At 39.8% G+C, this 21,808-nt stretch carries 20 protein-coding genes; 10 read left to right on the forward strand and 10 right to left on the reverse strand.

Going from position 1 to position 21,808, the window contains the following annotated elements:
• Window positions 1-420 precede the first annotated feature (420 nt).
• The 6 genes from ABTP35_RS13235 to ABTP35_RS13260 all read right to left on the reverse strand — a co-directional run bounded on the left by ABTP35_RS13235 (window position 421) and on the right by ABTP35_RS13260 (window position 6,943).
• Window positions 421-3,594 (reverse strand): M1 family aminopeptidase, encoded by a 3,174-nt coding sequence (locus tag ABTP35_RS13235; protein WP_094998150.1) that lies wholly within the window; start codon window positions 3,592-3,594, stop codon window positions 421-423.
• On the reverse strand, window positions 3,591-4,454 hold the full coding sequence (locus tag ABTP35_RS13240) for an ABC transporter ATP-binding protein (protein WP_094998151.1): 864 nt from the start codon (window positions 4,452-4,454) through the stop codon (window positions 3,591-3,593). Before ABTP35_RS13240 ends, ABTP35_RS13235 begins: the two co-directional genes overlap by 4 nt.
• Window positions 4,455-4,475: 21 nt before the next feature.
• Entirely contained in the window at window positions 4,476-4,679 is a 204-nt protein-coding gene (locus tag ABTP35_RS13245) for a helix-turn-helix transcriptional regulator (RefSeq protein ID WP_094998152.1), read from the reverse strand.
• A gap of 1 nt (window position 4,680) precedes the next feature.
• The gene (locus ABTP35_RS13250; RefSeq protein WP_094998153.1) at window positions 4,681-5,190 is read right to left on the reverse strand and encodes a DUF2975 domain-containing protein; all 510 of its coding nucleotides are present in this window, start codon (window positions 5,188-5,190) and stop codon (window positions 4,681-4,683) included.
• 428 nt (window positions 5,191-5,618) lie between these two features.
• Window positions 5,619-6,455: a DUF932 domain-containing protein gene (locus tag ABTP35_RS13255; RefSeq protein WP_094999275.1), complete on the reverse strand. Its 837-nt coding sequence runs from the start codon at window positions 6,453-6,455 to the stop codon at window positions 5,619-5,621.
• 80 nt (window positions 6,456-6,535) lie between these two features.
• On the reverse strand, window positions 6,536-6,943 hold the full coding sequence (locus ABTP35_RS13260; protein ID WP_094998154.1) for a hypothetical protein: 408 nt from the start codon (window positions 6,941-6,943) through the stop codon (window positions 6,536-6,538).
• Window positions 6,944-7,513: 570 nt separating this feature from the next.
• Here ABTP35_RS13260 and ABTP35_RS13265 point away from each other — a divergent pair.
• From ABTP35_RS13265 to ABTP35_RS13295, 7 genes are all read left to right on the forward strand, one after another.
• Entirely contained in the window at window positions 7,514-9,076 is a 1,563-nt protein-coding gene (locus ABTP35_RS13265; RefSeq protein WP_375334249.1) for a Fic family protein, read from the forward strand.
• A 375-nt stretch (window positions 9,077-9,451) separates the two neighbouring features.
• The gene (locus ABTP35_RS13270; RefSeq protein ID WP_293290040.1) at window positions 9,452-10,702 is read left to right on the forward strand and encodes a site-specific integrase; all 1,251 of its coding nucleotides are present in this window, start codon (window positions 9,452-9,454) and stop codon (window positions 10,700-10,702) included.
• A 263-nt stretch (window positions 10,703-10,965) separates the two neighbouring features.
• Window positions 10,966-11,550: a BfmA/BtgA family mobilization protein gene (locus tag ABTP35_RS13275; RefSeq protein ID WP_293290038.1), complete on the forward strand. Its 585-nt coding sequence runs from the start codon at window positions 10,966-10,968 to the stop codon at window positions 11,548-11,550.
• Window positions 11,551-11,555: 5 nt separating this feature from the next.
• On the forward strand, window positions 11,556-12,578 hold the full coding sequence (gene mobB, locus ABTP35_RS13280; RefSeq protein WP_293290036.1) for a MobB family relaxase: 1,023 nt from the start codon (window positions 11,556-11,558) through the stop codon (window positions 12,576-12,578).
• Between the two features lie 251 nt (window positions 12,579-12,829).
• Entirely contained in the window at window positions 12,830-13,765 is a 936-nt protein-coding gene (locus tag ABTP35_RS13285) for a hypothetical protein (protein WP_293290034.1), read from the forward strand.
• Window positions 13,758-14,951 (forward strand): hypothetical protein, encoded by a 1,194-nt coding sequence (locus ABTP35_RS13290; protein ID WP_375334250.1) that lies wholly within the window; start codon window positions 13,758-13,760, stop codon window positions 14,949-14,951. Before ABTP35_RS13285 ends, ABTP35_RS13290 begins: the two co-directional genes overlap by 8 nt.
• A 367-nt stretch (window positions 14,952-15,318) precedes the next feature.
• On the forward strand, window positions 15,319-16,353 hold the full coding sequence (locus ABTP35_RS13295) for a hypothetical protein (protein ID WP_375334251.1): 1,035 nt from the start codon (window positions 15,319-15,321) through the stop codon (window positions 16,351-16,353).
• 46 nt (window positions 16,354-16,399) lie between these two features.
• Here the strand turns inward: ABTP35_RS13295 and ABTP35_RS13300 are convergent, their stop codons facing one another.
• Window positions 16,400-16,663, reverse strand: a complete 264-nt coding sequence (locus ABTP35_RS13300; RefSeq protein WP_090294722.1) for a hypothetical protein — start codon at window positions 16,661-16,663, stop codon at window positions 16,400-16,402.
• Between the two features lie 127 nt (window positions 16,664-16,790).
• Here ABTP35_RS13300 and ABTP35_RS13305 point away from each other — a divergent pair, with 127 nt between their 5' ends.
• From ABTP35_RS13305 to istB, 3 genes are all read left to right on the forward strand, one after another.
• Entirely contained in the window at window positions 16,791-17,084 is a 294-nt protein-coding gene (locus ABTP35_RS13305; RefSeq protein WP_375334252.1) for an RNA polymerase sigma factor, read from the forward strand.
• Window positions 17,085-17,241: 157 nt separating this feature from the next.
• Complete coding sequence (istA, locus tag ABTP35_RS13310) at window positions 17,242-18,765, forward strand: IS21 family transposase (protein WP_375334253.1); 1,524 nt, start codon at window positions 17,242-17,244, stop codon at window positions 18,763-18,765.
• Between the two features lie 24 nt (window positions 18,766-18,789).
• The gene (istB, locus tag ABTP35_RS13315; RefSeq protein WP_207037074.1) at window positions 18,790-19,527 is read left to right on the forward strand and encodes an IS21-like element helper ATPase IstB; all 738 of its coding nucleotides are present in this window, start codon (window positions 18,790-18,792) and stop codon (window positions 19,525-19,527) included.
• 2 nt (window positions 19,528-19,529) lie between these two features.
• Here the strand turns inward: istB and ABTP35_RS13320 are convergent, their stop codons facing one another.
• From ABTP35_RS13320 to ABTP35_RS13330, 3 genes are read right to left on the reverse strand one after another with little or no spacing between them, the layout of a single operon-like run.
• Window positions 19,530-20,012 (reverse strand): DUF5694 domain-containing protein, encoded by a 483-nt coding sequence (locus ABTP35_RS13320; protein ID WP_375334254.1) that lies wholly within the window; start codon window positions 20,010-20,012, stop codon window positions 19,530-19,532.
• 30 nt (window positions 20,013-20,042) lie between these two features.
• Window positions 20,043-20,690: a GIN domain-containing protein gene (locus tag ABTP35_RS13325; RefSeq protein ID WP_293295702.1), complete on the reverse strand. Its 648-nt coding sequence runs from the start codon at window positions 20,688-20,690 to the stop codon at window positions 20,043-20,045.
• A gap of 4 nt (window positions 20,691-20,694) precedes the next feature.
• Window positions 20,695-21,474: a sterol desaturase family protein gene (locus tag ABTP35_RS13330; protein WP_293295700.1), complete on the reverse strand. Its 780-nt coding sequence runs from the start codon at window positions 21,472-21,474 to the stop codon at window positions 20,695-20,697.
• Between the last annotated feature and the right edge of the window lie 334 nt (window positions 21,475-21,808).

A 21,808-nucleotide genomic window follows, 5' to 3' on the forward strand; every position in this document is an offset into this window, starting at 1 on the left:
GTACAGGTAGTTAAGCGAGTGAAGGGGACGGAGTTTGGAATAGAATTGGTTATACTGTGCCCGTTTTTCGACGTCCCGAAAAACGACAAAGGCTTTATCCATTATAAACCCCTTAAAATGTACAAGACGGAGCTAGGTTTTTAAGGATTGTCGAGCAAAGCCCAAAGTAGGCTTTGCCGATAATCCTGTGAAGAAAACCGAAGCTTTGGCTTTCCTATTTTAAAAGCGGACTTAATTCACGGTTTTGGTTTGGAAATGCAGCGTTTCTTCCCCGCATCGCGGGAAGGGGTTAGCGGAGTGAAGAGCCAAAAACGGGAATTGGGTCTAAGACCTTTTTTGAGTGCAGCTCTTTTTCCGAAATGCAGAGCAACGAAATGTAGGGAAATGTGCTGAGCGGGTTGTTCGTTAAGGCACATAGTTTTATTCCTCCCAAAACAAATCCTTAATCCGTTGATGGAATTTCTTATCTGAAACTTTTAGGATTTCCGTCAATAAATCCGTTGAAACAGGTTTGGGATTTGGATATTTAAAGTCCTTTAAAAAGTTTTTTAACACAAGGTTCAAGGTGTTTTCTCCAATAAGTTGGCTCAATTCTACAAAAACAACCGCCCCTTTGTTATAGGCAATATCGGTATATTGTTGCGTTGCTTTTAATAACGGAACAGGTTCGTGAAAACCTTTTTGCGACTCGTAAATTTGTTTTTGAACTTCCAGGCGTTCCAACATTTTTTCTTCGCCGTGCCGTTGTTTGTAAATCATCATTTCGGTGTACATCGCCAAGCTTTCGGTTAGCATCGCATAGCCCTCACGATAGTCAGGAGAGATTTGATTGTTTCCCCACCAAAAATGAGCAACTTCGTGTCCGGCCAATTCATTAATCACGTCTTGATTATCACCTGCTTTTACATTGGAATGAAACGCCATATTCTCTGTCATATAAATCACTCCCGGATAAGCCGTTCCGTTAAATCCTTGCGTAAAAGAAGACACCTCTGCAAATACAATCGAGGTAAAGGGATAAGGGCCAAAATTCTTGCTGCAATAATCCAAGGTAAGTGTTGTATTCTTTATCAATTCACCCACATTTTGCCCGTGTATCGGGTGGTAAAGTACCTCGATATGAACACCGTTATGTATGGCTTTTTTCACTTTATATCTAGCCGATGATAGGGCAAAGCGAAACGGTATATCGTTAGCTTCATAAAGAAAGAAACGTTTCCCGTCTTTTCGCCATTCTTTTTTGAGTTCTCCCGTTCCTACAGCTATTTGATCGTCAGAAACCGAAATTTGCATTTCCAAATCGATAAAATCATCAATATGGGTTCTTTTTGCTTCCAAGGGCTTTATGCTTGTTGCCTTGCCCAAATGGTATTGCCTTCGAATATCGTCATCTTTAATTTCGCGGTCTTCATCATATCCGAAGAGAGGAAAATAGCGGCTAATTCGCATAAACGAACCATCCGCAATAATAGCATTGAACGATCGATGCCCATTGACCGCCTGCCATTGGTAATGCAAATCAAACGAAAGATGAGCAGAATCATTCGGTTGTATCGGATGTTTCAGCACGAGTTCGTTATCGGCATTTTTTATTGGAATCGTTTCATTTTTAGTCTGAAAAACCATCGATTCAACATCAAAATCCGAGGGAACAGAAATCAATATCGAGTCCAACGGTACGGAATGAAGATTTTTCATCACGTAACTGCCCTTGATGGTATAAGACTTCGTTTCAGGCGACAGACTAATTTGAGTGACTACGTTTTTAACGGTTGGTTGCGGTATGGCGTCGTATTTTCTATAGGTTTTTTCATAGCCTGCCATTTCGGCCAAAAGCGTGTCTTTATCCTTCGGTTTATAGCCGTCCAAATAGAATTTAGAACTTAACGCTCCAATACAAACCATCATTAAAATAGCGGCGAATCCAATCCTCTTTTTCCCTTTATTGTATAGGAGGAAATGTATTAGAAACAATAGGCTTACTATTGAAAAACCAAAAACCAGACGCAGCCCGAAAACAGGCAAATATGCTCCATAGCCAATAAAATCACTATAGGTGCCGAGGTAACCGGATAAAAACCGGAATAGCGAATGGTGTATTATATAGTTTGATATTGGCGTAGCCAACAGGAAAAAGAATAAAATGGAAACAACCAATGATAGGGTTTTGTTCTTGAAAAGATAATTGATGAAAAGTAAATAGCCCACCAGCAATAGCAGGGGCAGTGTATTGAATACAAAGATGCCCAAATAGGCATTCCAGTCAAAAATCAGATAGCCGTAGAGGAATTGAAAAATAATAGCTTCAGCCAAAAGCAAAACAGTCAGGAAACAGACCAACAACGTTAAACTGCCAAAATGACCTATTAATTTTTGATGGCTATAAAAGGTAGTGTTTTGAATGATAGAAAAGTTAGAAGCGTCGCTACGCCAATACACATCATTGACAAAATATACCAATACTAATCCTCCAATTATATAAAAGATACCATTGATGGTTTGTGCCAGAAGCCCTGAGCCGGCGTAGTTTTCAGGAAAACGAATACCCATATCAATATCGGAATACATTTCAACACCAACATAAAAAAGCAGCAGCACCGAAACAGTAACTAATGCGATACTCTTAAACAGATACAAAACATCTATTTTGAAAAAAGAAAAGATGGATTGTCTTTGTGATTTTAAACTGAAAATAGGGGCGATAGCTTTGAAAGGTACATTGATTCCCGAAAGTTTTACATCTCCCGAATGCTTTTGTGTTTTGGCTTTTCTTCTTGATTTTGGCAGGAAGGAAAAAGTACGGCAACCCACATAAATGCCAATACAAGAAAGAGCCAAATATAGTAACCGGTTTAATGCAAAGTAATTGGAAAAAGGCACGACTTGGGTGTTACGTTGCATCACGGTCAGGTCTTTACTTTCCATGAAATATGCCGATAATCCAAAGGGGTCGGTCAGTGCCGAAATTTTCTGGGCAAACAAAGACTGTGGCAATGCCTGAGCCATAAAAGGAGCATTTGAAAATAGCATGATGATCATATATAGCACGTAGAGTGCCAACCCACACAAGGCAACCAAAAGCTTATTCTGAAATTTTTGGGCGACCCCAAAAAGTAACATACAAATAAGTAGGGCATTGAAGCATCCAAAAACAATAAACGGATAAACGTAGTGCCACGGATGAAAAGCACTATCCACCGTATGGGCCAGTTTTATTTGGGAACCGATTATAAACCCGACAATGATGATGAAAAAGGCCAGAATTGTTAAAGTATAAAAGGAGAAAAAACGAGAAACTGCAAAATTTGACTTCTGCACCGGAGTGGTAAAAACTATCGGACCAAAATTGGCATCTTTCTCTTTAAACAGTAACGGAAATGCAAAAACGGTTGCTATAAAGATAAGAATGAGGCTTAACAAGCCCATGACATAGCCTATATTGTATGGAGCATTTTCGGTAACACCTTCTCCCAATGATACCTTAAATTGAAAACCTGCCAAAAGTCCAATTCCCACCAAGAGTACTAACGCAACATAAACTATTTTCTGGCGAAAAATTCCGGATATGTCGTTTTTGATGACTGCCTTTATCATGATAAATGAGTGAAATAAACATGTTCTAAAGTAGGAGTTACGGCACTAAAACCATCGGGGCATTTATCCGCAAGAACAGTCAGGTGCATTACACGTTCCACCAACTGTTTATTGATGACTTTATGGGTCGATTCAAGGGTTGGAATGTCATCTTTTTCTACTGCCTTACTCCACAGTTTCCCTTGCAGTTGATTGATAAAGTCCTTTGGTTTTCCTTGGATTCTAAGACTACCTTGTTTCATAATGGCCATAGTGGAGCATAAATTCCGTACATCTTCCACCAAATGTGTTGATAGTATGATAATCATATCCTCACTAAGGCCGCTTAATAGGGTATTGAAACGGTTTCTCTCTTCAGGATCCAAACCTGCGGTTGGTTCATCTACAATCACAATTTTAGGGCTTCCCAAGAGAGCTTGTGCGACCCCAAAGCGTTGTTTCATCCCTCCTGAAAAGGTATGCACTTCTTTGTGTCTGGCTTCCAAAAGGTTTACCTTTTCCAGCAGGTTTAGAATTTGTACTTTCAGTTCTTTTGGTTGATTGATTCCTTTCAATTTTGCCAAATGTTCCAACAAGTGATAGGCTGAGACTTTTGGATATACGTCAAAGTACTGCGGTAAAAACCCCAAGTGCTTTTGAATCTCCAATGGGTTTTCAACAATATCCACATCGTTAAATGTTATTGTTCCTCCAGAGGGTTTTTGCAATCCTACAATAGTTTTCATCAACGATGATTTACCTGCACCGTTAGGCCCCAGCAATCCGAAAATTCCGTTTGTAATCTCTAAATTTAGACCATTAAGAGCTTGGTATCCATTGCTATAGACAAGGGATACATTATTTATTTTCAATGTATTCATTTATTATATTTTAAGGCGTAGCTATTCTACATAGTCTATGATATCACCGGGTTTACATTCGAGGACTTTGCAAATGGCCTCTAAGGTTTCAAATCGAACCCCTTTGGCCCTGCCTGTTTTTAAAATCGATAGGTTGGCTTGAGTAATGCCAATTTCGTTTGCCAAATCTTTGCTTTTCATCTTGCGCTTGGCTAGCATAACGTCTATGTTGATAATGATTGGCATACTATATATATAAATCTTGTTCGTTCTGAAGATTGAGCCCTTGTCTGAATATATCAGACAGAATAAAAACAAACACGCCAAGAAAAAAATGCAACGCGACAATGATAAAAACGGGAGTTTCTATTTCCTCAAAGAAAGAAGCGATAAAAACCAAAATGACTGGCACAAATAAGTTATGGATATAAAAGCGCTTTAGATGTACAATGTTCTCGCCGATAAAAATTCTTTGTTGTAAAAACACCTTGAACACATTTGCTAAGAAGAAAAAGAACAATGCATAGAAAAGGATAGGGATTAGAAATGAAAACAGCCAATAGCTCCATGTTGGATTTAAAATTAGAAACGGTGTATCTGTAAAGGGATACGCTATAATCTCTTGCTTTCCTGTATAGTGAATATTTATGTTTGTTAATTTACATACCAATGCGTATAAGGTTGTTGCGCCATAGATGAATGACATTGCCAAACAAAGGATATACAATGTTTTGGAAATCAGTTTTGTTCTTTTCATTTATTGTGTTTTTTCCTTTGCAGGAATTAATTGTTGTAAAGATATAATAAATTATTGTTTTACAATAATATTTGTTTTAAAAACAATAAGATAATCAGGAGGAAAAATCAAGTTTTTAGAGAAATTATTGCCAATCAAAATAAAGGGATATGAGTAATTTTGTAGAAAAACGGACTTAATCCATTTTTGGCTAAAGAGTGAAGTCCTTCGGCTTCGCTCAGGACAGACTTACTTTCTCTACAAAGCACAATGGCTTAAAGGAATGAATGCCAAAAAGGTAATTGTGTCCAAAACGTCTGTAGTGAAGTTCTTTTTTCTAAATACAGAGCAACAAAATGTAAGGAAATGTGCTAAGCGGAATGTTATGCGGAAGTATAATTAAAAAATCCAGTTTTGTTAGGTACTGGATAAACCTTTTACAATGTTGCTTAAACCATTGCATATATTTCATCGAACAACATCTTGTCCAATTTTTCCTGTTGCGAAAAGCTTTTTTTCAAGGTATTGTGCAACATCCAATTAAAGGCGTTATAACCTACCCATAAATTAGGTTTGGAATAAGACGGAAAAGGTTCATCGTTGATAAGTTCTATGACCTCACGGGATTTCTTTGATGGGTCATCGTTCTTGTCGCTACATTCATAACGGAACAATTTTGTTTTTTCCAATATGTCCTTTACGAATGCTTTGGTGTTGATAAGTTCGATTTCTTCCATTTCTTTAAATTTACTTGCGATTTCGTAGTACTCATTGTTGAGAAACTTTTCAAAGAGCAAGTTCAACTTTGGCATTATCAAATCAGTATTGTTCTTACTGTGCTTTATAGAAAATGCTATTTCGGCTTGGGCAACGTGCAATCCATTGGTGCATACTTCCCTGTAAAATCCAAAATGCCCAGACGTTTTTTCGCTTCCATCATAGGAATTTTTGAAACGTAGCATTGGAAGTATCTTGTCCTGTCCGTTCTTTAGCGAGAATTGATTATCGTCTTCGATTATAAAATCGGTAATGAAAGACCTATCATTCCTGTTAATGGTGCGTTTGTGATACTTTAAATTGGCATCCATTAATAACTGTTCAGCTTTTCTGAAGAAAAGTTCATTGGGAATGTGGCCATAGCTGTTCGATACTACGTTGACCACTTTGCCATTGGATACAATGACATTTTCAAGCCCCCTGCGGGACTGGATTCCTGTAATACTTTCAAGGGTTTTCATTTCCGATGGGACGAAAATCTCGTCCTGTTGTAAATTATTTAGGTACATAATTGAAAAATTTAAGGTGAATAAAAAAAGAAAACCTACTCTTGTGGAGTAGGCTTTCACTTTTGATGACATTCGCTTCATTAAAGTTCAAATTGGACAATCTCTTGTTCAATTTCAGCTTTACGTTGTTCCAACGTGGACTGTAAATGCGTAGTGACCAACTTTATCAGATTGGAGTTGGTGGTCTTGAACTCCAAATGTCTGGAATCCCGGATGTGGAACGAACTCGAACCGTCTTGGTTGTAATTGAACTTGGTCAGCTCGTTCAAAGTTTCCGTCAACCGTTCACGTTGATTGGCCAAGCCTCTTAGCTTCTCGAACTTTTGGATGCGGTCATCCAAGTTGATAACGGGCTTTTCAGCCGTTACTTTCTTTTCAGGTACTACCGTTTTTCCAATGGCCTCATTGGTCAATTTGTCCTGTACTTCCTTTTTAACGGTCGCAGTCTGTCTTTTTGCTACTCCGTTTGACTTTGTTTTTGTTTCCATGATAATGAAATTTTAGATTAAACAATATTTGAGCACAACACAAACGGAAGCCAAAATTTTGTCTCAAATTTTCAAGTGAAAAATTGGGGGAGACCTTTAGGGGGTACCGATTTTTTAGGCGGACAAATTTGAACGCAAACATTTTGCGACGTTTAATTTTCGGAAATATTGTATGAATACTATCTATTGCCATACTTTTTCCTGGGCACATTCTTTCAAATGGTTTAAAAATGTTCGAATACACAAACTATTGGTTTGTAAATGGAGAAATAAATAAACCACCGTCAAAATGATTTGTAACAAATATTTGCTGAATATGTTACAAAACAGGACTGTTCAAATGATGTAAAGTATCGAGAGTAAAATAAAAATTACAAGATGAAATAGAGGGATATATTGACAAAGTCGGGCCATTATGTTGTGTGCTTCCAAAATGCACCGACATACATTTACTAATTTTACCACGGTTATATTTGCTAATTTTAGTACATTTGGTTTTACTAATATTAACACGACAGAAAAAACTAATTTTAGCCCAAAAGCAAAGATTAAAAAAATAAATTCAACAACATGGCAACCCCCAGAGAACGATTCGCAGAGGCCCTTACCTTTTTGAAAGGGTTACAGGACCAGGGTATGGTAGGAATTCATACCGATGATATCCCTAATGTGAAACACCGTCAATTGCTTGTCAAAAATGGTTTTTTACGGGAAGTCTCCAAAGGATGGTATATTGCCACGGACCCCAATGAGAAAGATGGTGAGACCACAGCGTGGTACAGTTCCTATTGGGAATTTATAGCACGGTTTCTTAATCGAAAATATGGAGACGATTGGTCGCTTTCGGCAGACCAGTCCTTGCTGCTCCATGCCGGGAACCGGTCGGTGCCGCAGCAATTGCTTATACGGTCGCCCAAGGGCAATAACAAGCCCACCCCGTTACCCCATAACACTTCCCTGTTCAATTTGAAGACCGATATCCCTCCTTCGGAACAGACCGTAATGGAAGAAGGCATCCGCATGTATGATTTACAGGCCTCCCTCATCTATGCAGGGGTGTCGGTGTATACAAGCAATGCCATCGATGCGCGTACCACGCTGTCGTTGATACGGGATGCTTCGGAATTATTGCCCATACTATTGGAAAATGGGCATACCACATTGGCTGGCCGATTGGCCGGGGCCTTTCGTAACATTCAACGTGACAGAATAGCCGACCAGATCATGGAGACCTTCAAACAGGCCGATTATGATATCCGGGAGGAAGATCCCTTTGATACCAGGTTGGAATTGAAATTGTCGGCAAGGGAACGTTCTCCCTATGCCAACCGTATACGCCTGATATGGCTACAGATGCGCAGGGCGGTAATGGCCAATTTCCCCCAAGCTCCCGGCATACGGACCGACCATGAATCCTATATGAAGGACGTGGACGATATATACATAACGGATGCCTACCATTCGCTGTCCATTGAGCGCTATCGGGTGACCCCCGAATTGATCCAAAAGGTGAGTTCTGGCGAATGGGACACCGAGGAAAACGAAGGGGACAGGAAACAACGGGATGCTATGGCCGCCCGGGGGTATTATCAGGCTTTCCAATCCGTAAAGCAAAGCATCAAAGCCATATTGGAAGGTGCAAATTCAGGAACACAGGTCGATAAAGACCATGCCGCATGGTACAGGCAGTTGTTCGACCCAAGTGTGGTGGCAGGCCTGTTGAAGGCTTCCGACCTTTCCGGTTACCGTAATAACCAAGTATATATCGGTAATTCCAAGCATGTCCCCCTAAATGTGGATGCCATGCGCGATGCCATGCCCATCCTATTTGAACTGCTGGAGGAAGAGCCCGAGGCTTCCGTACGTGCCGTGCTGGGTCATTTTGTCTTTGTTTTTATCCACCCGTATATGGATGGAAACGGTCGTATGGGCAGATTCCTGATGAATGCAATGCTGGCCTCCGGTGGCTATCCGTGGACCGTAATTCCCGTAGAAAAGCGGGACGAATATATGCAGGCATTGGAAGAGGCCAGTGTAAGGCAGGATATCGGGCCGTTTGCAAAATTCTTGGGAGATTTGGTAGTCGAAAGAATGAAAGGTAAAAACGCAGCGGAACTGCCGAACAAAAAATAGCCGCATGATATTATTTGAAATCATTTGGTTAAATTTGTTTTCTCGAAAGTTCTAAAGAACTTTGAAGGTGCCTTAATAGGTGCCCTATTGAGAATACTGAAATATAAAACATTGATACATAGGGGAGTGGAAATGAGGGGCTAACCCTGCCACCCCGACGAACCACTAAATAGGTGGTATTAAAGCACTGTCAACTGACTGATTGACAGTGCTTTTTGTTTTTTATGCATTCATTTGATATCATTTAAATACATATAAATGGTGTAGAGTTCGGTGAATGGTTCGGTACGTTCCTTGTGCATAATTTAGCTACAGTTTGACGCTGTTTATGGGTGTTTTGCAAACCTGTTTTGTCAAACCCAAAAGCTATGTATTATGCGAAATTCCAACACTTTAAAGGTTCTACTCTTCACAAGGGACACTTCCAACAACCCTGAAAAATTGACCATTTATGCCCGCATCACTGTCAACGGGAAACGGGCAGAAATCAGCCTGAAACGATATGTTTCGGTGAATGAATGGGATGAAACGAGAGGAAGACTCCATGGTCTGACCCACAAGGCCCGTTTGTTGAACAGCTATCTGGATGAGGTGTATGGTGCCATCATGGACACCCATAAACAATTGTTGCGTGAGGACAAGCTTATCACGGCTCAGGCAATCAAGGCCCGTTATTTAGGGCAGGACGAGCAACACAAGACCCTTTTAGAACTTATCAAATACCACAACGAATCACAAAAGAGTAAGCTTCGCCCGGGAACCATAAAAAACTATTATGGTACAGAAAAATATCTTAAGAGGTTTTTACATGAAACGCGCAGACTTGAAGATATCAATTTGAAACAATTGAACTACAAATTCATTACCGATTTTGAAAATCACTTGATCAATGGGCCTGAACTCCAAAAGGGAAAGAAGTGCACCAATAACGGGGCCATGAAACATTTGGAGCGTCTAAGGAAAATGGTAAATCTTGCCGTGAGGTTGGAATGGTTGGACAAAGACCCCTTTGTAAATTATAAAAAACGATATAAGAAGACTGAACGCTCTTTTTTGACCGAAAGGGAACTCAGGCTGATTGAGGAAACAACATTTTCAGGAAAGGGGTATGAGCGAGTGAAGGACACGTTTCTTTTTTCATGTTATACCGGATTGGCCTATGGAGATGTGAAGGCTCTAGATATAGATCATTTGAGGTTTGGGATAGATGGGAACCTTTGGATTTATACGAAAAGGGAAAAGACCAATGAAACGGTCAAAGTTCCATTACTTCCCAAAGCAAAACAAATCTTGGATAAATATAAAAACTGTAATGAAAGGTTGATACACGGAAGGCTATTACCTGTATTGAGCAACCAAAAGACCAACAGTTATTTAAAGGAGATTACAAAGGTCTGCGGAATCTATAAGAATATTTCATTTCATACTGCCAGACACACTTTTGCTACAACGGTAACATTGTCCAATGGTGTTCCAATCGAAACCGTTTCCAAGATGTTGGGACACACCAAACTGACCACTACACAGATCTATGCAAGGGTACTGGAACACAAGATAGGTGAGGACATGCAGAACCTGATTGACCATATGAACCAAAAGGAACATAAAAAGGCAATCGGGGATTGAAAAAGGTATTCAGAACTACGACTGAATGGGAGTTGTTCGGAATAGCAAGAGGGTGATGCGCAAATTGCGCCATCACGGTTGTTTTCGGGTCTTCAACAAGTTGAAAGCCAGTTGATTGAGTAGATTTTGGAATACTATGCAAAATCAGGGGCTACAGTAGACTTTTCCGAAATCTACAGTAAACCCTTCGGGAGGCCCTGTAAACACTGGAAATTTTTGACGCAAAAATTGACGCAATTTCACTAAAAAACAAAATTCGGCCTATGGAAAAGCAAAAAACAAGCGGTAGAACAAAGAAAGGAACAGGTGCTTATTCCAATATTACAATAAAGAAGGAAACGGCCACACGCTTTCGCACTTATTCCAAAAAGTTCAACAAATCGCATAGTGAGGTATTGGACGGGATGATACAATACTTCAAGGAGAACAACCTTGACCCTTTTGGGGAGGGAACAAAGATCATTCTAGAAAGTATCAAAAAGTTGGAGCGTCAGATGATGAAAAAATTCGATAGGATCATCGCAATTATCAAGAACATGGAAAAGACCAGTATCCGGCCCACCTATGAAATGATGTTGATCCTTTACGAGGCCTATGTAAAGGATGGGAAGAGACCGAGACGGGAATCAGTCAAGATACAGCAAGAGCAAAAGGATTTTTTGGCACCTAGAAACACCGTTCCAAAAGTGGAGCACGACAGAATGCTGAAAGAATTCAAAGATTATAAAAAACGCTGCAATGAAATCCTCAAAAGCGTTGAAAAGGTGGAGCCGATGATGGGAAAACCATATCTGAAAATCAATATGGGCATCGGGGATTTTGAAAGCTTGAAATACCAATTAAAATAACAGCCATGTACCTTACCATCTCAGCTCAGAAAATGGGCAGTACCTATAACTCCAGTGTAGGGAACTATGTGGACTATCTGGAAAAGGAAAACGAGGATAGGTCGCCCGAACTCAGGGAGGAATTCTTTGACCAAGAAAATGACAGCGTAAGCCCTCAAATGGTCATCGATGAAATAGATGCCAATACGGCCAAACTAAGGCAGAAAGACCCGAAATTCTATTCCATAGTGGTCAGTCCTAATAAAAGGGAATTGCAGGCCATTGGAAATGACCCAAATATGCTAAGGGAATATACAAGGAAACTTATGGAGGACTATGCCAAGAGTTTCCATCGCAACCAAGAGGTCAAGGCAGAGAACCTGAAATATTACGCCAAGATAGAGCATGAACGCACCTATCGGGGATTTGACAAGCAGGTACAAGAAAATGCCCCATACCGTGGGGAGATAGCAAGGCTGAGGAACGAGATACGAAAAGTGGAACGGGGCGAATCCATTGGTAACGTCAAAGAGCTTGAAAAAAGGATCAAAGAACAGGAAAGATTGGCCCCACACAAACAGAACGGGCAATTGGTGGCCGCAGGGATGCAGAAAGAGGGGCCACAGACCCATATCCACATCATAGTAAGCAGAAGGGACGTGACGAACACCTATACACTTTCACCCATGGCCAAGCACAAGGCATCCGAGGTTGAACTCAACGGGAAGATGGTCAAGAGGGGATTTGACAGGGACAGTTTTTACCAAGCAGCAGAAAAGACCTTTGATAGGACAACTGGCTTTAAAAGGAACTATGTGGAATCCTATGTTGGGAGAAAGGCACATGCCAAGGAACCGGGAAAGTTCTTTGCCAAGGTGATGGGACTGCCCACCAAGGAAAAGGACATGGCTTTTAAACTGCTAAAAACGATGGGTGTCAAGGCTCCGAGTATACCGACCAATAAAGTACAGATTGCGGCCAAGATCATCAAGGCTCTTGGAAGGGGCATTGATAAGGCCAGGGGAGCGGGTGAGGATATGGGCTACTGAAATCCAAAAAGTAGGTTGCGCCCTTTCGGATTTTTGCATCACGCTTATCTTCCCGAACACTACAAAAACCCGATAGGATCCATGCGCAAAAGTTGAGGGTAAGATTCGGGGTTTACATACCTAATGCAATATAAGATGGATACATTTGATTCACGAAAGTTTTTTCATACAAAAAATGATAGCCTTTTAATAATCAATTCATTATTCTTCCGTTTGTTTATCAGATGTTCAATTATATTCAATAGCAAACCATGTTGTATTTAAATAGAAAGATAGGTTTTGTAGTTATTGCCATAAGTTTACTGATGGGGTGTACATCCAATTCACAAATAATAAAAGTTGGAGGCGAGCACGACTATTCTATACTCAGAGGCCCTGTAAAAACAAATGAAATTAACACCTATGAGCCTATTCTACAGAATGGTGATATAGTAAAAGGAAAACTATTCAACAGTTTAAAAAAATTATCAGGTAGTGGAGGAAAACAAGAATTTGATGAAGCGGGGAATGTAATTAGGGCCATGCAATTTAAGCAAGGAGATACTATCGCTGAGTTCTATAACGAGTATACATATTCAAATGGCAATCGAATAGAATATAATGCATATAAATCTCCATTAAAAAAAATCAAACAAGACAAACAGAAATTTGAATATGATTCTAGAAATAGAAAAATTGTTCAAAAGTACTACGGGCCCTCATTTTGCGCAAATGATTGGATGCTTACCAGAAAAAAGAATTTCACTTACAATGAATATGATGACATTGTAAAACAGATTGATAGTTCTTTCACGCCTTTCGATTGTAAAGATATCCGGATGAGTACCAAGGTTTTCAATCGCCATCCTAAATATGAAAACGGGCTAAAGATTGAAGATGACACTTATCTATATGAATATGATTCGGAAGGGAATCTAATTAAAAAAGCCGATAAAAACAGCCCCACTATCTACTATGAGTATTATCCGTCAGGTATTAGGAAAAAAGAATATTTGAGCCCTGATAATTATGATGAATTCAATGAAGATGGATATTACAAGAAAAGGGTAATAGCACTGCGGGCAGGGGATGAATATACTTTTGAGTATGGCGAATATGATAAATATGGAAATTGGACCCGTATGATTGTTTACGAAGACGGTAAGCCTTATTTAATAAGAGAAAGAAAAATCACGTATTATGAATAAATTGGTAAAGTTTAAGCCATATATAGTACTTATAATTTACGCAACAGTTGTTTTTCAGTCTTGTAAAAGAGAAAAATCTGAAGAGAAGAACGCAATTTCTCAAAGCCCTCAGGAAATTCAACAAGGACAACCTGAATCCAACGGAAAACAAAAAGGGCTTAGTGAGAAAAGAAATTTTCCATATAGAAAGAAATTATTACAAAAGGACAGTCTTGCCAAATACCTTACGAAAGAGGAAAAGAATCTGATGGAGTATGATAGTTTGGATAACTGGAACAAATTCATGGAAATCGCCAAAGAACGGTGGTTTAAATACAAAAAAATACCAAATGTGGATTACTTGACCATCGATGAAGCCTTGACGGTTATCATGGATAGTACTGAAAATTGGTCCTCTAAACAAGAACTGGCATTACAAAGAAAACAAAGCGAGAGTTTACGAGGAAACTATATCGATAGCTTGAAAGGAGTTATCCATCCAATAGATTCTACCATACCATTTGGGCCAGCACCACTCTTAAAATTGTCATCCAATCATAAAAGAAGAACAAGTTTCACTAAAAAGGTCGGTAAGGCATTGCAAGATACGGATTCTACCCAATCTCGAAAGGCAATCTATGAAAGTTGGATGTTTTTCTTAAAACTCAATATGGCTTTGGACGATTCAACTGAAGATTCTTATGGGAAATTCCTCCCCTCTATTACAAATTACGATTTCATTTTGGAAGACAAATTCCAATTGGATAATTACAAAAGAAGATTTAAGGAGATATACTTATATAATTCTTTCTATTCCACTAGGATAGGTAATATAGGTATATATGAAGTGTATTATTATGTACTACAATCAGGTGATTCTTTTGGATGTCATCCATATGACAAGCCACTTGAGGATTGTTGTTATACCCCAGGGTATGATTGCGATTATGAGGGATTTGTGTTGTTGTATGATAGGTCTAAAAAGTATGCTGAAATTCTTCATGCTTATTATATCGCAGCGGAAAGTTTCAGATTCTTTAGTATCACGGAAGATGAGGTAATCCATGTTTTTCAGGGGGAGCGCAAGAAAAGCTGGGATTCAAGAAATAGAAGTGTCAGTTCAACAGATTCAATTTCCATGGAGTTAAAGGAAGAGTTCAGAGTTAGAATTTTGGAGGACAGTAAAATATTATTGGAGGAAAATTAGACACAGTGTTTTTAATGCATAATGACTTTCACTATCAGTAAAAAATTAATATCAGGCCATGGAAAATAGTTTTCAAAATCTTAAAAGGAAAAACGTCCTTTTTCTTTTATCGGTGACTCTCTTTTTTTGCTGTAAAAATCGTGAAATCGATACTTCTTCTAACATTAATCCCTTATCAAACCCGGTCAAGCAGAAACATCAAGAATCTTTCTACAAATGGATAGTGAAAAAAATTGAGCTTCCTGACTCACTTCCCACAAATTTTGACTTTTCCAAACGCTATACTGAAAAAGAAATAACGGCACTCCATCTGGACACCACCAAAATAGGGTTGAATGAATATTACTTAATGTCAGATCAACAGTTCTTGTCCGAAAAGAAAGATTCAATTTCATTTCTGATATATTTTAAACATACATATGGAGACCAACTGGAAAAGATTCTTAGAGTAAAACGACCTGATTCAATTTTTGATATTACCCTTGCCATGAGCGGAGGTGATGGACAAGATACCTACACTATTTCAACTGAGTTTGTTAATGACTCGATTTTCAAAAAAACATTTAAACATGAACAGACAGAAAAAGACAATACTCATTTAATGGCCTATGGAATCGATTCAATAATAACCACTTACAAGTACAACATGGGATTTGATTTAAAGGAAATAAAGAAAGACTCATTTCATATTTATAAGGAGCTGCCGATATTTCATAAAAATTTGATAGGTAAATCATTCAAGGTTCGGAGTCTACCATTTGAAATCAATGGGCTTAACTGTCAATGGGAATATATAGTAAGATATTCGGAAAGTATCAATTCAAAATCCGAGAAAATATTGGTTGACCTTCTTGGCCAAAAACTCGTTGAGTTTACAACTGAAAGGGTTCTATTGGATCTGGATTTGGATCAGTTCTATTTCGTTTACAATCCAATTGATTTATCCTCGTTAGATTACAACAAAAATATATTCAGAAACAAGGCAAGGAAGGCAATGTACAGCTATACCAACGATAGTACTGACATCAATTTGGATGGTCATTATGATTTCAAATTTTTCACAGAAAGCGCAGGAGGTGGTGCCAACGAATCATATCTAACCTATTTATTTCACCCCGAACTAAGGGTGTTTGAATTGTCTGAAATCTTTAGTGGTGCCAATTTAACGTTTGACGCCGATAAGAATCGGATTTCGACATGGGGAAAATCAGGGGTTGACAACTATTTTTACCGATATATAAATTTAAAACCAAATAGGAAGGATATTGAATTCATAGAAACGGCTCATCGGTATGGTGATACCATATTCTATGAAAAAAATGTCGATAGTGTTGTTGTTCTTAAAAAGAAACTATTATTGGATAACACTGATGGTTGGGAAAGTTGGTTGGAAAGAAATTGAACTCAACAAGGATTATTTAATTCCTAATTTAGAGAATTCTCATATTCTACTTTAATTCCGCATATATGACCTTGGTTATCATGTCAGGCTCTATATCGAGTAAGTCTGCAAGCCTTACGATTTCTCCCATTGTAAACTTATCAGGATGGTTCAGCTTGACCATATATCTGCCATAATTTATGCCAAGTGATTTCGCTATTCTGGTCGGATATAATTCTGCAAGAGTGTACATCTTTCGAATTTTTCCCGTCTCGAACATTGAACCTATGGAAACCAGTGCAGGGTCTTTATGATCATCTTTTTTTGTCATGGGCGTATTTGTTAACCCTAAAATGACAAGTAATTCATTTATAGTACTGTAAAATATACTTATAATAAGTTAATAATTACGAATAATAAATAAATGATTACATTTGGTAAGTATTCATTAAAATTTTATGCTCGTGATTTCAAATATTAACAACAGGCATCTTGAATTATTGAAGAAAGGTTGCTATTCAACTTTTTCGGAAATCTATACCAAATACAATAGACAGATTTACTGGCTGGGCAAGAGCTTTCTCGATGATGGTTTTGTTGTGGAGACATTGGTTCAAGATGTATTCTTGAAGTTGTGGGTTAATAGGGATAGCTTGGAATCACCCAAGCACATTTACTTTTTCTTGCGGTTTGTGATGAAAAGGGAGTGCATTTCATTCTATACACGTCCTAAGTGGAAACGCCGGACATAGTATACCACCCTCGCTGGGTTAAAGTGACCATAGCTGGCCGGACGAAAGTGACCCACCTTCGCCGGGTCAAAGTGGACCACCTTTAGATTAGATCTATCTGTAAAAAGTCTAAGTGCTTTTTTTGTTAAAAAGCACCATGGCGAACAAGCAGATAGACATGCGAAAGACAAAACTGATTTACAAACTTTACACCTCCGGCATGAGCAAACGGGGGATAAGCCAACAATTGGGCATATCCCGTGTCACGGTCAGGAAGTACATAGAATTCTTCAAGCGGTACCGTTTTACGGCCTACGAAGTGGAGAAGATGACCTTGGAGGAACTCCACGGCCTTTTTAAGGACGGGCAAAAGCGCAAGAGCCAACGGTTGCTGACCTTAAGGCAGTACTTTCCCTATTTTGATAAGGAAATAAGAAAGACCGGGGTTACCCGACAGTTGCTCTGGGAGGAATATTATGCCAAGCATCCCGATGGCTTCAAGCTCTCACAGTTCAAGTACTGGTACGCCGAATGGCGCAAGGAGACCTCGCCGGTAATGCACATGGAGCACAAGGCCGGCGACAAGCTCTTTATAGACTTCACGGGGAAGAAACTCCACATTGTTGACAGGGACACCGGTGAACTGAAGGAACTGGAGGTGTTCGTTTGCATACTGGGCAGCAGCCAATATACTTATGTAGAGGCCTGTGCGAGCCAAAAACTGGAGGACTTCATCCGCTGCACCGAAAACGCACTATGGTTCTACGGCGGCGTACCAAAGGCCCTGGTACCCGACAACCTGAAGTCGGCGGTCACCAAGAGCAGCCGTTACGAGCCCAAGGTCAACGAGGTCTTCGCCGACTTTGCCGAACACTATGAAACGGCGGTACTGCCCACACGTACCTATAGGCCAAGGGACAAGGCCATAGTGGAGAACGCCGTGAAGATAATCTACACCAGGGTGTTCGCCCCTTTACGGAACCAGGTCTTCCATAGCATGGCCGATATCAACATGGCGATAAGGGAACTGTTGGAAAAACACAACACAATGCCGTTCAGGGGAAGGGAATATTCCAGGCGTTCACTTTTCATGGAAATCGAGAAGGGCGAACTGATGCCGTTACCGGCGAAACGCTATGAGGTAAAACGATATGCCCAGGCCACCGTGCACAAGAACAGCCATATCTATTTTGGGAAGGACAAGCATTATTACAGCGTGCCCTACAGGCATATAGGCAAACAGGTCAAGCTGGTCTATACCGACAGTATCGTCGAAATCTACCATAAGCACGAAAGGTTCGCCGTACATACAAGGGACAGGAAAAAATACGGCTATACCACCTTGGCCGACCATATGCCCTCGCACCACAGGTTCGTAAGCGAATGGAGCAGTGAAAGGTTCATCGATTGGGCGGGCAATATCGGTGGACACTGTAAAGGGTACATCATTGCCATCCTGGAGAAGAAGCAACACCCGGAACAATCCTATAAGTCCTGTCTGGGCGTGCTCCACCTTGCCAAAAAGTACGGAAGGGGACGTCTTGAGAATGCGTGCAAACGTGCCTCGGAATATGGTGCGTACAATTACAATATGGTCGAGCGCATCCTGAAAAAGGGATGGGACCAGATCGATGAACGTATGGACGGGGATATGGAAATGCCCGAGCACAACAACATAAGGGGAGGAAAATACTACGAATAGGAACAATACTTAAAAACAGAACATATGAACGAAAAAACAATGCAATTGATGAAAGAAATGAGGCTCTATGGAATGCACAGGGCCTTCACCACAACAATGGAAACCGGCGGTCCGTCCACCGGTTACACCAACGATGAACTGATCGCCTATCTCGTCCAGAGCGAATGGGACGACCGGCACAACCGTAGGATAGAGCGATTGACCAAGTCCGCAAGGTTCAGGTATACGGCCGTCATGGAGGCCATCGATTACCGACCGTCACGCCAACTGGACAAGAACCTGGTCCGGAGGCTCGGTTCCTGCGGGTTCATCCCTAAAAGGGAAAACATACTTATTACCGGTAGTACCGGTGTGGGGAAAAGTTATCTGGCCTCGGCCATCGGCCACCAGGCCTGCTCCTTGGGGCGAAAGGTCATGTACTTCAACACCGCCAAGCTCTTTACCCTGCTCAAGACATCAAAGGCCGACGGTTCCTATCCAAAACAGATAAGCAAACTTGAAAAACAGGACTTGCTCATCTTGGACGACTTCGGCCTTAAACCATTGGACAACATCAACAGGCATGCGCTTATGGAGATCATCGAGGACCGTCACGGCAAAAGGTCCACTATTATAGCATCACAACTACCAGTCGAAGTATGGCATGACATCATAGGTGAAAAAACACTGGCCGATGCCATTCTCGACCGTTTGGTGCACACGGCACACAGAATCGACATAAAAGGAGAATCAATGAGAAGAAAATTGAAAAATAAAAACTAAGTTTAACCCAAGGATAGATCAAATCTAGGCAGTTCGTTTACCCTGGTCAGTTTCATCCGGCGAAGGTGGGTCACTTTACCCGGCTTATCCACTTTAGCTACTCTAAAGGCCAATTGGAAAATTTCACTTTTTAAATAAAAATCTGATAGATTCTCATTGTCGAAATAAGTACCTTGAATGTATACATTATAAAGAGAATCCAATTCTTTTTGCTCATCGTATGGCCATTCCACAAATACTTTAGTGGGATTGTAATTAGTAATCTTTGCGCTAATTTTTCTCAATTCAAGTTGAGAATCTTCATTGAGAACATCAAAAGATTTGGTTTTGGCTACATCAGCACCAGGATTGTTATAATGAAATGTTCCGATAAGTAAAGCTTCTTTAATTTCAGAGCTTTCTTCGTTTTTAGCTTTTGTCACCTCTTGTGCATTCCCACAACTTAACATAAGAAATGCCAGTAATAAAATTATAGGGTTTTTCATTTTTAGGAAAAGACTAAAGGTATATTTTATTTAGTTTCCATCTATAACATTTCCGCTACCCGAAATATTTTTGGTGATCAACGGATTCCCTTTGTAAAAAACTTTGGCACTACCATCGATTATTACATCGAGCTCGTCCATACAGCTGATCTCCACATCTCCGGAACCTATGGCTTCGATTGCACACGTATCGGCCAGAAATGTAAACCCGGAAATTCTGCCACTTCCTTCGTTTTCTATACGTAGTGTGTTTGACGCACCGGAGAGACTGATGTCACCGGAACCCGAGTTGTTTAAATAGAATTCTGGATTGTCCACGTTGTCAACTTTCATTGTGCCAGATCCTTTATTGGCAACACCGTTCAATCCCTTTGCCATGATTTCGAGGCTAACATCAATATTTTTATAGTTATGTCCCGATGACAGGTAAACTTCCAAAATACCGTCTTTGACTTCTGTTTTTACAAGGCCGATGATGTTGTCATCGGCCGTTACTTTCACACTTTGGGCATTACCCTGTACAATGTTCACATCAGCAATGCCATCTGCAGAAACAGCAATAAATGCGTTAAGGTCCCTGTTTTCCGTAGTGGGTACACCTGATCCGGAGATATCGTCCGATGTACATGACACTAAAAATACTACAGCTAATGCTATTCCTATACTATTTTTCTTCATTTTTTTATTTTGATTGATTTTCTTTGTTGATGTCCTTGAAAAAAAGCATCTCTTTAATTCTTTTTGAAGCTCCGTTGTAGAAGCCTGTTTCGTGTGAATACCCCTTTGGATTATTAAAGGTCCCAAATATGATATCAAAAATGGGCAGATCCGAATAGTTATACGCATGAATACCCTTGGCATGATGAACCGTGTGGCTCTCAGGTCGCTGAATAAAATACCCAACCCATTGAGGAGTAACGATATTACTGTGTTGAAAAATACCCAGAAATACGGTTGTTAAAAGTATGATAGTGGACGCCCCAGGTGTAAATCCTGCAACGCCTACCAAGCACAAGCTCCCCAATAGAGTGAAACCAGCCATGTCCATTGGGCTAAAATAGAAGGCCCCATAGGTGTCGATTCGTTCCGCACTATGGTGCATCTGGTGAAATACCTTCCACAAAAAATCACTTTTGTGCAAACTATAGTGCCAAAGAAACAGGCCAAACTCATAAATAAATACGCCAACAATGGCCCCTCCAATATCGCCAAGCATGGAAAGGTCGAATATTTGGTATTGGGCAATAAATCCATCCCAAATGATGGGTAAATAACTGGATAGATAAAAAAATACGGCAAAGGTTAACAAGCCCCTTGTTTTCCAGTTCTTTATTTTAGGAAGATTTCTGGCCGGAAACAATGCTTCCCAAATCATCAAAGAAGCATAAATTCCCAAAACTATAAGTGATATCGGGTCTAATAAAATCTCCAAAGGGCTGGGTAAATTTTTTAAAGTTTCCATCTTTTTTAGATTTTCGATTTGTACCTGGAGTTAAACTCAATTTTTTTTCTTGTTTTGATGGCCATCAGCCTATTGTTGTTCTGATGCCATTGAATAAATAACTGTCGTTTCATTTTTGTTTGATTTTAGAATTGATGAATAAACACGGATTTACCGCTGAATTTTTGGGGAGCAAACTTAGGACTAGGTGAGAGGAGAAAAAAAGTATTGTGCCGATGAAGGGTGTACGAGTATCGGATAAGATGTCTACAAGTACTCAAAATAGGTAGACATTAGGTAGACATATAAGTATTTATGAAATGTAAATAACTATAAGTTAAGACGTTGTGATTTT

Source organism: Flagellimonas alginilytica, from assembly GCF_042134605.1.
Taxonomy (GTDB): domain Bacteria; phylum Bacteroidota; class Bacteroidia; order Flavobacteriales; family Flavobacteriaceae; genus Flagellimonas; species Flagellimonas alginolytica.